This window comes from Mycobacterium sp. E3251, assembly GCF_001666835.1.
Classification (GTDB): domain Bacteria; phylum Actinomycetota; class Actinomycetes; order Mycobacteriales; family Mycobacteriaceae; genus Mycobacterium.
Window position 1 is genome coordinate 1 of record NZ_LZJF01000056.1, and the last position, 12,892, is coordinate 12,892.

The window sequence follows — 12,892 nt, forward strand, 5'->3', positions numbered from 1 at the left end:
CACCGTGGTGTGCGGGCCCTTATCGTTTCGAATGCCTTGCGGCCCCGGCTTATCCGGCCACCGGCGAACGCGGGATGAGCGAGGGGCGGAACCCGATGCGGTGAACCGCGCCGTCGGACTCGCGGCCGACCATGGCGCCCAACGGCAGCTTGGAAAGGCCGGTTGCCGACGACGGCGTCGTCGCGGCGCCCCACCCAGCCGGCGCCGTGCTGGCGTCGAGCGCGGCGGGGAGCGGCGTCACCGATGACACCGTGTCGGCCCAACTCGGCGGCACCGACAGGGTCCCCAGCGAGGCCGCCTGGCCCACGCCCGCCGACGCGCCTTCGCCCAGCCCGCCGATCGGACCGAGGGCCCCAAGGCCACCCATGTTCCCCAGCCCTGCCAAGCCCTCGGCACCCGCGGCGCCCTCAATCGAGTTCACACCGGCGAAGTCCAGCGACAGCCCGTACAGGTCGATCCCGATCCCGCCGCCGTCGGCGCCCAGACCGGCACCGTCGGCGCCCAGGCCGGCCACATCGGAGGCCAGCCCGGCCGTGTCGGCTGCGCCGGAGCCACCACCGAGGGCCGCCGCCAGGCCGGACGCGGTGCCCAGGCCGGCGTTCGCGGTCTTGGTGGCGCCCTTGCTCGTACCGGTCAGGCTGGACAGCGCGCTGAGCGGGGCGGACGCCCCCGACGACCCAAGCGACGCCCCGGTACCCATCGCGGCCTGCGACATACCGGAAGTCGATCCCGGGGCCGACAGGCTCTGCAGCGCCTGCGGCACCGAAGACATCAGGTGCGCCGAAGTCGTCTGGGCGGTGCTGCCGGCGTGGGTGCCCATCGCCTGGGTCATGGCGGCGGCTTGGCCGGCCACCCCGCCGGGATTGGTCGTCCGGGGCGGCGGCGCGAACGTGCTGAAGGCCGCGGCGGACGCCGAGCTGGCGGCGTAGGTGTACATGGCGGTGGCGTCCTGGGCCCACATTTCGCTGTACTCGGCCTCGGTGGCCATGATCGCCGGCGTGTTCTGCCCGAGGAGATTGGTGGCGATCAACGCCGTGAGCCGAGCCCGGTTGGCAGCGATGAGCGGCGGCGGCACCGTCATCGCGTACGCAGCTTCGTAGGCCGTGGCAGCGGCGGTGGCCTGGACCGCCGACTGCTCGCACAGCTCGGCGGTGGTCCGCAGCCACACCACGTACGGCGCGACCGCGGCGGCCATCGACGTCGACGTCGGGCCCGCCCACTCCTGCGTCAGGGTCGTGACCACCGATTCATATCCGCCGGCGGCCGAGTTCAACTCGAGGGCCAGTGAATCCCATCCCGCCGAGGCGGCCAGCAGCGTTGCGGGCCCGGGCCCCACATACATCCGACCGGAGTTGACTTCCGGCGGCAACGCGCCAAAATCCATTACTTTCCTTTAACTGGTTGAGTTTGCCGAAGCGGCGGCCGCGGGCATTGAGCCCACGAGGCCGAGCTACGAAAAGCGTTCCAAGCGGCCAATTTTGGTAACGCGAGTCAGGACTCCGTCGTCCCCCGCATCGAGGCTACGCATTCAGCTGTCACCACATTCGGCGAAATGCAGCGCTTTGCAAATAAATCAAACCCGTTCTCGCGCGGGCGGTCTTGTACATATCCCCTGGAATTGCGTGGCAGATCAAACCAACGGCTGTGCTAGCCCCGCTCCTTTGGCAAACCACCTCGTAAACACGGCGCCGGATGCGACTCATATAAAACTCATATTTGAGCGCCTTCGCGGTGACTTGTCCCGCACCCACATTTGAGTGCCCTATGAACTCCGTGACAGTCAGGTGTGTGCCTTGCCAGAATGTAGGAACATGACCGCAATGTCGGGCTACGCGGGCGGCCAGCGCCCTCGCCAGGCCATCCTCGGGCAGCTGCCCAGGATTTACCGTGCCGATGGATCGCCGATCAGGGTCCTGCTGGTCGATGACGAGCCGGCGCTGACCAACCTGGTGAAGATGGCGCTGCACTATGAAGGATGGGTTGTCGACATCGCCCACAATGGCCGCGAGGCCCTCGCCAAGTTCGACAAGGTCAGTCCCGACGTGCTGGTGCTCGACATCATGCTTCCCGACGTGGACGGGCTGCGAATCCTGGAACGCGTCCGCCAGTCCGACGCTTACACTCCGACGCTCTTCCTCACCGCGCGGGACTCGGTCATGGATCGGGTCACGGGTCTGACCGCCGGCGCCGACGACTACATGACCAAACCGTTCAGCCTCGAGGAGCTGGTCGCCCGGCTACGCGGGTTGCTGCGCCGTTCCGGCCAGCAGTCGCCCCCGGCCGCCGAGACCCTCAAAGTCGGCGACCTGAGGCTCGACACCGCGAGCCGCGAAGTGACCCGCGACGGCACACAGATATCGCTTTCCTCGACCGAGTTCGAACTGCTGCGCTTCCTCATGCGCAATCCCCGCCGCGCGCTGAGCCGTACCGAGATCCTCGACCGCGTCTGGAACTACGACTTCGCCGGGCGCACCAGCATCGTCGATCTCTACATCTCGTATCTGAGAAAGAAGATCGATTCCGGGCGCGAACCGATGATTCACACCGTGCGCGGCGTTGGATACATGCTGCGGCCCCCGGAATGAGCCGAGACCGGGACGCCATGTCCGGGGACCTTCCGCGGTGGCTGCCCCGATCGTTACGCCGACAGCTGCTCTTGGGCGTATTGGCAGTTGTCAGCGTGGTGTTGATGACGGTCGGGATCGTGTCCGTGCTGAGCCTGCGCGGCTATGTCACCGCGATGAGCGACGCCGACGTCGCTGAGTCTTTGGACGCGTTGGGCCACTCGTACACGAAATACGTTAGGGGCGAACAGGACCCGGCTGGCGAGGCCAAGCCACTGACGGAGGCGATGCTGCAGTTCACCGATCAGACGCCGGGAAATTTGATAGTGGTGCTGCACAACGGCACCGCGATCGGGTCGGCCGTCTTCTCGGAGGCCGAAGCACGGCCCGCGCCCGCCGACGTGGTCCGCAACATCGAAGCGCAGTCGTGGGCAAACGGCCCGCCGCGAACCGAAAACCTGGGCAGCCTGGGCTTCTATCGGCTCAAGAGCCACGTCGATGGATCGGATGTGCTGGTCGCCGGGGTGTCGCTGAACCTCGCCGACCGAATCATCGCCCGCAAACAGGTCACCACCACCCTGCTCATCGCGGCGGCGTTGGCGGTCACCGCGGGCCTCACCTTCTGGGTCGTCGGCTACACCCTGCGACCGTTGCGCCGGCTGGCCGGTATCGCCGCGGAAGTCGCCGCCATGCCGCTGACCGACGACGACCACCGAATCAGCGTCCGGGTACGGCCGAAGGACACCAACCAGCAGAACGAGGTCGGCATCGTCGGCCACACCTTGAACCGGTTGCTGGACAACGTCGATAGTGCGCTGGCGCAGCGCGCCGAATCCGACCTGCGGATGCGGCAATTCATCACCGACGCCAGCCACGAGCTGCGGACCCCGCTCGCGGCGATTCAGGGGTACGCCGAACTCACCCGCCAAGACAGCTCGGAACTGCCGCCGACCACCGAATACGCGCTGGCACGCATCGAATCCGAAGCCCGGCGCATGACGCTGCTTGTCGACGAGCTGCTACTGCTCTCCCGCCTGGGCGAAGGACAAGACCTGCAAAGCGAGGACGTCGACCTTGCCGACTTGGTCGTCAACGCCGTGAACGACGCGGCGGTCGCGGCGCCTACGCACCATTGGGTCAAAGACCTTCCCGACGAGCCCGTGTGGGTCCGCGGGGATCAGGCGCGGCTGCATCAGCTGGTCAGCAACCTGCTCCACAACGCCAGGGTGCACACCCCGCCAGGGGTCACCGTCACGACCGGGATCACCTGCCACCGTGACGGGCCCGAGGCGCCGTACGTGGAACTGACCGTCGCCGACGACGGCCCAGGCATCGACTCGGACCTTCTCCCCCGCTTGTTCGAACGGTTCGCCCGGGCGGACAACTCCAGGCTCAACAGCTCGGGCACCGGGCTCGGCCTGGCCATCGTCAATTCGATCGTCAAGGCCCACCACGGCTCGGTCACCGCCGAATCCAGCGAGGACACAACGGTTTTCCGGGTCCGGATCCCGATGATCGACGGCCCGGGCGCCGAGACCGGATAGTCGCACGGATTTACGCGCGCGGCCAGGCGTTAAGAAACCGTAAAGGCGCCCCGCGACGCCGTTAGGAAAGTGTCAACCAAAGGCCCTAGCCCCGCGGCGCCAACTAATTTCAAGCTGAATTCGCCTCCGAGATAGCGCCGTGGCTGCCTCGACGAGGCCTTTTCGTATGCACGTGAGCGGGGCGGAACGGAGACAAGATGGGCGTGTTGGTGTACATCGTGCTCACGATGGCGATTTTCGCCGTACTGGGCGTGGTGCAGAAGTTGGTCGAGCGGCTGTGAGCTACGAAAACATCGTCGGTTTAGCCCTTTCCGTCCTTCTCGCGCTGTTTCTCGGGTGCGCGTTGCTGTTCCCGGAGAGGTTCTAGTGGGCACAACGACAGCGGGAGTCATCTTCCTCATCGTTCTCGTCGCCGCGCTGGCCGTCGTGCATGTGCCGTTGGGCGACTACATGTTCCGGGTGTACACGTCGGAGAAGGACAGTTACGTCGAGCGGCTCATCTACCGCCTGATCGGTGTTGATTCCCGCTCGGAGCAAACGTGGGGCGCCTACGCCCGGAGCGTCTTGGCCTTCTCGTCGGTCAGCATCCTCTTCCTGTTCTTCTTCCAGCTCGTCCAGGGCAAACTGCCCTTGCACCTGCATGACCCGGCCACGCAAATGACTCCTGGGCTGGCATGGAACACGGCGGTGAGCTTCGTCACCAACACCAACTGGCAGGCCTACTCGGGTGAGTCGACCCAGGGCCATCTCGTGCAGATGGCCGGGCTCGCGGTGCAGAACTTTGTGTCGGCGGCCGTCGGCATGGCGGTGGCGATCGCGCTGGTGCGCGGGTTCGCGCGCAAGCGCACCGGCGAGCTGGGGAACTTCTGGGTCGACCTGGTGCGCGGCACGCTGCGGATTCTGCTGCCCATCGCGACCCTGGGCGCGCTCCTCCTGGTCGCGGGTGGCGCGATTCAAAACTTCCACTTGAACGACCAGGTGGTCACCGCACTCAACAGGGCGCAGCAGACGATCACCGGCGGCCCGGTGGCCAGCCAGGAAGCCATCAAGGAGCTGGGCACCAATGGCGGCGGCTTCTACAACGCGAATTCCGCCCACCCGTTTGAGAACCCGACCGCCTGGACCAACTGGCTGGAGATCTTCTTATTGCTGGTCATCAGCTTCTCGCTGCCCCGCACGTTCGGGCGCATGGTGGGCAGCAAGAAGCAGGGGTATGCGATCGCATCGGTCATGGCTTCGCTGTGCGCGATCAGCATGACGTTCATGATGTGGTTCCAGCTGCGGCACCACGGCACGGTGCCGACCGCGGTCGGCTCGGCGATGGAGGGGGTCGAGCAACGCTTCGGCGTCGCCAACTCCGCGGTGTTCGCTGACTCGACGACGCTTACCTCCACCGGCGCGGTCGACTCCTTCCACGATTCCTACACCAGCCTCGGCGGCATGATGACCATGTTCAACATGCAGCTCGGCGAGGTCGCGCCCGGCGGCACCGGGTCCGGCCTCTACGGCATGCTGATCCTGGCGGTGATCACCGTGTTCGTCGCGGGCCTGATGGTCGGCCGCACCCCCGAGTATCTCGGCAAGAAGATCAATCCCCGCGAAATCAAGCTTGCGGCAAGCTATTTCCTGGTCACCCCGCTGATCGTGCTGACCGGAACCGCGATCGCGATGGCGCTACCCGGCGAACGTGCCGGCATGCTGAACTCCGGGCCGCACGGGCTGTCGGAAGTCCTGTACGCGTTCACCTCCGCGGCCAACAACAACGGGTCGGCTTTCGCCGGAATCAGCGTCAACACCACCTGGTACAACACCGCCCTCGGACTGGCCATGGTTTTCGGCAGGTTCCTGCCGATCGTGCTCGTGCTCGCGCTGGCCGGTTCGCTTGCCAGGCAAGGCCAAACCCCGGAATCGGCCGGGACGCTGCCCACCCACCGGCCACAATTCGTGGGAATGGTCGCCGGGGTGACCCTGATTCTTGTCGCCCTTACTTTCCTGCCCATGCTGGCGCTCGGGCCTCTCGCCGAAGGAATCCACTGATGACCGCCTCCACCATCGATACGGCCGAGGAGACCCAGTCGACGGAGCACACAAGCACCAAACGGGTGCAGGGCGGCCTGCTCGACCCGAAGATGCTGTGGAAGTCGACGCCCGACGCGCTGCGCAAACTCGACCCGCGTACCCTATGGCGCAACCCGGTGATGTTCATCGTCGAGATCGGGGCCACCTGGAGCACCGTGCTCGCGATCATCAACCCGACCTGGTTCGCGTGGTTGATCGTGGTCTGGCTGTGGCTCACCGTGCTGTTCGCGAACCTCGCGGAGGCGGTGGCCGAAGGCCGCGGCAAGGCTCAGGCCGAAACGTTGCGCCGAGCCAAGAGTCACACATTGGCGCGACGACTGAAGGACTGGAGGCCGGGCGCGCCGGTTACCGAGGAAGAGGTCGCGGCGCCGCTGCTGCAGCAGGGCGACGTCGTCGTGGTCGAAGCCGGCCAGGTGATACCGGGTGACGGTGATGTGGTCGAAGGCATTGCCTCCGTGGATGAATCGGCGATCACCGGTGAGTCCGCGCCGGTGATCCGCGAGTCCGGTGGTGACCGCTCGGCGGTTACCGGCGGAACCACCGTGCTCAGTGACCGCATCGTCGTGCGGATCACCCAGAAGCCCGGGGAGAGCTTCATCGACCGGATGATCGCGCTCGTCGAGGGCGCCAACCGGCAGAAGACTCCCAACGAAATCGCGCTCAACATCCTGTTGGCCGCGTTGACGATCATCTTCGTCTTCGCCGTCGCCACCCTGCAGCCGCTGGCGATCTACTCGAAAATGAACAATCCAGGAGTTCCAGACACGCAGGCGCTCAACGCAAACGGCGTCACCGGAATCGTCATGGTGTCGCTGCTGGTGTGCCTGATCCCGACGACCATCGGCGCATTGCTGTCGGCGATCGGCATCGCCGGCATGGACCGGCTGGTGCAGCGCAACGTGCTCGCCATGTCTGGGCGCGCGGTCGAGGCCGCGGGCGACGTCAACACGTTGCTGCTCGACAAGACGGGGACCATCACGCTGGGCAACCGGCAGGCCGCCGCCTTCGTCCCCCTCGACGGAGTCACCAATGAGCAAATGGCCGACGCCGCCCAGTTGTCCAGCCTCGCCGACGAAACACCCGAGGGACGCTCGATTGTCGTATACGCCAAGCAGCACTTCGGGCTGCGCGCCCGCACGCCGGGTGAACTCTCGCACGCCCAGTGGGTGGCCTTCTCGGCCACCACCCGCATGTCGGGTGTCGACCTTAACGGGCACCTGTTACGCAAGGGCGCGGCCAGTTCCGTTTCCGAATGGGTACGCGGACAAGGCGGCGACGTGCCCCACCAGCTCGGCGAGATCGTCGACGGCATTTCCGCCGCCGGCGGCACCCCGCTGGTGGTCGGCGAGAGCCGGGATGGCGATGCGGCGGTGCTGGGCGTCATCCACCTCAAAGACGTCGTCAAGCAGGGCATGCGTGATCGGTTCGACGAGATGCGCAAGATGGGCATCCGGACGGTGATGATCACCGGCGATAACCCGTTGACCGCCAAAGCGATTGCCGACGAGGCCGGCGTCGACGACTTCCTCGCCGAGGCCACGCCCGAGGACAAGCTCGCATTGATCAAGCGGGAGCAGGAGGGCGGCAAGCTCGTCGCCATGACCGGCGACGGCACCAACGATGCGCCCGCACTGGCTCAGGCCGACGTGGGCGTGGCGATGAACACCGGAACGTCGGCCGCAAAAGAGGCCGGCAACATGGTCGACCTCGATTCCGACCCCACCAAGCTCATCGAGATCGTCGAGATCGGCAAGCAGCTGCTGATCACCCGCGGCGCATTGACCACCTTCTCGATCGCCAACGACATCGCAAAGTATTTCGCGATCATCCCGGCCATGTTCGTCGCCCTCTTCCCCGGGCTGGACACGATCAACATCATGCGACTACACAGCCCCGAGTCGGCGATCCTGTCGGCGGTGATCTTCAACGCGCTCGTGATCGTGGCGCTGATCCCGCTGTCGCTGCGCGGCGTGCGCTACACACCGAGCAGCGCGTCAAAGCTGTTGAGCCGCAATCTATATATCTACGGCCTGGGCGGCATCGTCGCCCCGTTCGTCGGAATCAAGTTGATCGACCTGATCGTCCAATTCGTCCCGGGGATGTCCTGACATGAGCTTCTCGAATTTCGTCCGCATGCACTGGGCGGCCTTACGTACGCTGCTGGTGCTCACCGCGATCACCGGCATCGCCTACCCGCTGTTCGTCTGGCTGGTCGCGCAGATACCCGGGCTGCAGGACAAGGCCAACGGGTCGATCCTGACCGCCGAAGGGAAGCCGCTCGGCAGCCGGCTGATCGGTCAGCTGTTCACCGACAAGGCCGGTAACCCGCTGCCCCAATACTTTCAGAGCCGGCCCTCGGCGGCCGGCAACGGCTACGACCCGTTGTCGTCGGGCGCGAGCAATCTCGGGCCGGAAAGCATCGTCGACACACCCGCCGATCCCGCCCAACTGGCGGCCGGCAAGTCCGCGTCGGATGCCGGATTCAAGCCGAGCCTGCTGACAACGGTCTGTTCACGCAGCGCCGCAGTGGGCCGGCTCGAAGGGGTCGACGGTTCGCGGCCGTTCTGCACGGGCGGGGGCGTGGGTGCCGTCCTGTCGGTGATCGGACCCCGCGACGCCCGAGGGAACGTCGTCCATCCCACCCGGGTGGTCAGTGTCAACGAGCCGTGTCAGGCGGCGACGCCGTTCCTGGCGCTCTACGAGGGTGTGCGGGTCGAGTGCGCCAAGTACGGCGAGGACTACACGATCGGTCAGATCGTGCCCATCCGCGGCGCCGCACCCGCCAACCCGGCCGTGCCCGCCGACGCCGTCACGGCCAGCGGCAGCGGCCTCGACCCCGCCATCTCACCGGCCTACGCCGATCTCCAGGTGGCCAGGGTCGCCAGGGCCCGCCATGTCAGCCCAGATCAGATACGTGCGTTGTTGGCGCAGCATCGAAGCGGCCGCACCCTCGGGTTTTTCGGTGAGCCGTGCGTCAATGTGTTGCAACTCAACCTGGCACTCGATCACAAATATCCGGTCTCGAGCTAGGGCGATAGGGGGATGATGGTTGACGTGAGTGTCGTTGACCACCGTCCCAAGCGTGGCGAGCTGCGGATTTACCTCGGCTCAGCCCCGGGGGTGGGCAAGACGTACGCGATGCTGGGCGAGGCTCATCGCCGGCTCGAACGCGGAACCGACCTCGTGGCCGGCGTGATCGAGACGCACGGCAGGGCGAAAACGGCTGAGCTGCTTGAGGGCATCGAGTTCGTTCCGCCGCGCTACATCGAATATCGCGGCGGCACCTTCCCCGAGCTCGACGTTCCGGCCGTCCTCGCTCGCAAACCGCAAGTCGTTCTCGTCGACGAACTCGCGCACACCAATACCCCGGGCAGCAAGAACGCCAAGCGCTGGCAGGACGTCGAGGAATTGCTGGACGCAGGGATTACGGTGATCTCCACCGTCAACGTCCAGCACTTGGAGAGCCTCAACGACGTCGTCGCCCAGATCACCGGTATCGAGCAGAAAGAGACGATCCCGGATTCCATCGTCCGGCAGGCCTCGCAGGTCGAATTGATCGACATCACGCCGGAGGCGTTGCGCCGCAGGCTTTCCCACGGAAACGTCTACGCCGCCGAGCGGATCGATGCGGCGTTGTCGAATTATTTCCGACGCGGAAACCTCACCGCCTTACGGGAATTGGCTCTGCTCTGGCTCGCCGACCAGGTCGACACCGCGTTGGCCAAATATCGCGCCGAGAACAAGATCACCGATATGTGGGAGGCCCGCGAGCGGGTCGTGGTGGCGGTCACCGGTGGCCCGGAATCGGAAACGTTGGTGCGTCGGGCTTCCCGGATCGCGTCGAAGTCCAGCGCCGAGTTGATGGTGGTGCATGTGATCCGCGGTGATGGGCTGGCCGGCCTGTCGGAGGCGCGGATGGCGAAGATTCGCGAGATGGCGAGCAGCCTGGACGCCTCGCTGCATACCGTGGTCGGTGACGACATCCCCACGGCATTACTCGATTTCGCCCGCGAGATGAACGCCACCCAGCTGGTGATCGGCACTTCGCGGCGATCGCGGTGGGGACGGATCTTCGAGGAAGGCATCGGCGCCAGGATCGTCGAGCAGTCGGGGAAGATCGACGTGCACCTGGTCACCCACGAGGAATCCAAACGCGGCTTTCGCGCCTCGTCACTGGCGCCCAGCGAGCGGCGGGTGGCGTCATGGCTGGCGGCCATCATCGTGCCGTCGGCCATCTGCGCGGTGATCGTCGCAGCGCTCGATCCGTATCTGGGCACTAGCGGCGACAGCGCACTGTTCTTCGTCGGAGTGCTGCTGGTGGGACTGCTGGGAGGCGTTGCGCCGGCTGTAGTCTCGGCCGTGCTGTCCAGCCTGCTGCTGAACTACTTCCTGACCGCCCCCCGGCATACCTTCACCATCGCCGAACCCGATGCCGCCGTCACCGAACTGGTGCTGCTGCTGGTAGCGGTCGCGGTCGCCGTTCTCGTCGACGGTGCAACCAAACGCACCCGGGAGGCCCGGCGCGCCTCACAGGAGGCTGAGCTGCTGATCCTGTTCGCGGGCTCGGTATTGCGCGGTGCCGATCTCGAGACGCTGCTCGAGCGCGTGCGCGAGACTTACTCCCAACGGGCGGTCAGTATGCTGCGCGAACCCGGCGAGGAGGATCGTTCCGGCGGCAGAAAGGCCGAGGTCGTCGCCTGCGTGGGCAGGGATCCTTGTGCCGCCGTCGATTCCGCCGACACCGCGATCGAGGTCGGCGACGACGAGTTCTGGATGTTGTTGGCCGGCAAGAAGCTTTCCGCGCGCGATCGCCGGGTGCTGAGTGCGGTGGCCAAGCAGGCCGCGGGCCTGATCCGGCAGCGCGAGCTGGCCGAGGAAGCCAGCCGGGCCGAGGCGATCGTGCGCGCCGACGAGCTGCGCCGCTCGCTGTTGTCTGCGGTCAGCCACGACCTGCGCACGCCGCTGGCCGCGGCCAAGGTCGCGGTGTCCAGCTTGCGCGCCGAGGACGTCGCCTTTTCGCCCGCCGACACGGCGGAACTGCTGGCGACCATCGAGGAATCTATCGACCAGCTGACCGCGTTGGTCGGGAACCTTCTTGATTCGTCGCGCCTGGCGGCCGGCGTCGTACACCCCGACCTACGCAGGGTGTACCTGGAGGAAACGGTGCAACGGGCGCTGATCAGCATCGGCAAGGGCGCCACGGGTTTCTACCGATCCGCCATCGATCGGGTGAAGGTCGACGTGGGTGACGCCGTGGCCGTGGCCGACGCCGGGCTGCTGGAACGTGTTCTCGCCAACCTGATCGACAATGCGCTGCGCTACGCACCCGACTGTGTGGTTCGTGTCAACGCGGGACGCGTGGGCGATCGGGTCCTGATCAACGTCATCGACGAGGGCCCCGGAATTCCGCACGGGACCGAGGAGCAGATCTTCGAGGCGTTCCAGCGCCTCGGCGATCAGGACAACAGCACGGGGGTGGGTCTGGGCATGTCGGTTGCGCGGGGCTTCGTCGAAGCGATGGGCGGCACCATCGCGGCCGGTGACACCCCGGGCGGCGGGCTGACCGTGACGGTGGAATTGGCTGCCCCGGAAGCGATAGGTGAGCGATGACTCGGGTGTTGGTGATCGACGACGAGCCGCAGATCCTGCGGGCGCTGCGCATCAACCTGTCGGTGCGGGGATACGAGGTGATCACCGCGTCGAGCGGTGCCGGCGCGCTGCGGGCCGCCGCCGAGCACAAGCCGGACGTGGTGATCCTCGACCTGGGCCTGCCCGACGTCACCGGTATCGAGGTGCTGGCCGGGCTGCGGGGTTGGCTCACTGCGCCGGTGATCGTGCTGTCGGCGCGCACCGACTCGTCGGACAAGGTGGAGGCCCTCGACGCCGGGGCCGACGACTACGTCACGAAACCCTTTGGAATGGACGAGTTTTTGGCCCGGCTGCGGGCGGCCGTCCGGCGCAATGCCGCGGCCTCCGAGCTGGAGCAGCCGGTGGTCGAGACGGAGGCGTTCACCGTCGATCTGGCAGCCAAGAAGGTCACCAAGAACGGCGGGGAGGTCCATCTCACCCCGACCGAATGGGGAATGCTCGAAGTGCTGGTACGCAATCGCGGCAAGCTGGTCGGCCGTGAAGAGCTTCTCAAAGAGGTGTGGGGCCCGGCATACGCCACCGAAACGCATTACCTGCGTGTCTATTTGGCGCAGTTGCGACGCAAACTCGAGGACGACCCATCGCACCCCAAGCACCTGTTGACCGAGTCGGGCATGGGTTATCGCTTCGAGGCGTGAGCTCCCACGCCGCCGGTGGGCGGCGGTCACATCTGTCACGTGCGCCTCCATGCCGGAGCATTCGACAAATTGCCCGCCTCATAGCGACAACGCGCCGCCTCACGCAGAGCCAGCACGCGCTGATGGATTCGGTATTCGGTAGAGCGCGGGATCACCCTCGACGCGTACCGGCCGCGGCCGACGCGACGCACCCTGTCTCGGCCGATCTCCCAACGCAAGGCGTCCGAAATGACCTTCGAGGCCCTACCGGGAACGTGAAAACCATGCCGGGTGAGAGCCTCGATCATTTCGCCGATGGTTGCTGGCCCATTGTGCGCGAGGTATGTCGTGAGCACGTAACGCAGTTCGATTCCCTGAAGATTCATCGCCGCACCATCGCATACCGGTCTGACATCCCGACTTTGTCGCTATGAGGCGG

Annotated in this window: 10 protein-coding genes; 8 read left to right on the forward strand and 2 right to left on the reverse strand. The window is 66.1% G+C overall.

What is annotated here, in order from left to right; all coding sequences use genetic code 11:
* Positions 1–49 precede the first annotated feature (49 nt).
* Positions 50–1,384: a PPE family protein gene (locus tag A5697_RS06995; protein WP_068009150.1), complete on the reverse strand. Its 1,335-nt coding sequence runs from the start codon at positions 1,382–1,384 to the stop codon at positions 50–52.
* 427 nt (positions 1,385–1,811) lie between these two features.
* Between A5697_RS06995 and A5697_RS07000 the strand changes: the two genes are divergently transcribed.
* The 8 genes from A5697_RS07000 to A5697_RS07035 all read left to right on the forward strand — a co-directional run bounded on the left by A5697_RS07000 (position 1,812) and on the right by A5697_RS07035 (position 12,474).
* Positions 1,812–2,585: a response regulator transcription factor gene (locus tag A5697_RS07000; RefSeq protein ID WP_067942858.1), complete on the forward strand. Its 774-nt coding sequence runs from the start codon at positions 1,812–1,814 to the stop codon at positions 2,583–2,585.
* On the forward strand, positions 2,582–4,108 hold the full coding sequence (locus A5697_RS07005; RefSeq protein WP_068009152.1) for a cell wall metabolism sensor histidine kinase WalK: 1,527 nt from the start codon (positions 2,582–2,584) through the stop codon (positions 4,106–4,108). Before A5697_RS07000 ends, A5697_RS07005 begins: the two co-directional genes overlap by 4 nt.
* 166 nt (positions 4,109–4,274) lie before the next feature.
* A complete protein-coding gene (locus tag A5697_RS28720; protein WP_068009155.1) occupies positions 4,275–4,475 on the forward strand; it encodes a potassium-transporting ATPase subunit F in 201 nt (66 codons plus the stop codon).
* Positions 4,475–6,145 (forward strand): potassium-transporting ATPase subunit KdpA, encoded by a 1,671-nt coding sequence (gene kdpA, locus A5697_RS07015; RefSeq protein ID WP_068009158.1) that lies wholly within the window; start codon positions 4,475–4,477, stop codon positions 6,143–6,145. The genes A5697_RS28720 and kdpA overlap by 1 nt, the downstream gene beginning before the upstream one ends.
* Positions 6,145–8,295, forward strand: a complete 2,151-nt coding sequence (kdpB, locus tag A5697_RS07020) for a potassium-transporting ATPase subunit KdpB (RefSeq protein ID WP_068009159.1) — start codon at positions 6,145–6,147, stop codon at positions 8,293–8,295. The genes kdpA and kdpB overlap by 1 nt, the downstream gene beginning before the upstream one ends.
* A 1-nt stretch (position 8,296) precedes the next feature.
* Positions 8,297–9,217 (forward strand): potassium-transporting ATPase subunit C, encoded by a 921-nt coding sequence (locus tag A5697_RS07025; protein WP_068009162.1) that lies wholly within the window; start codon positions 8,297–8,299, stop codon positions 9,215–9,217.
* Positions 9,218–9,229: 12 nt separating this feature from the next.
* Positions 9,230–11,797 (forward strand): sensor histidine kinase KdpD, encoded by a 2,568-nt coding sequence (locus A5697_RS07030; RefSeq protein ID WP_068009165.1) that lies wholly within the window; start codon positions 9,230–9,232, stop codon positions 11,795–11,797.
* Positions 11,794–12,474, forward strand: coding sequence for a response regulator (locus A5697_RS07035; protein ID WP_067942843.1), 681 nt, complete (start codon positions 11,794–11,796; stop codon positions 12,472–12,474). The genes A5697_RS07030 and A5697_RS07035 overlap by 4 nt, the downstream gene beginning before the upstream one ends.
* Before the next feature lie 35 nt (positions 12,475–12,509).
* Here the strand turns inward: A5697_RS07035 and A5697_RS28300 are convergent, their stop codons facing one another.
* A complete protein-coding gene (locus A5697_RS28300) occupies positions 12,510–12,839 on the reverse strand; it encodes a hypothetical protein (RefSeq protein WP_082953278.1) in 330 nt (109 codons plus the stop codon).
* Positions 12,840–12,892 lie beyond the last annotated feature (53 nt).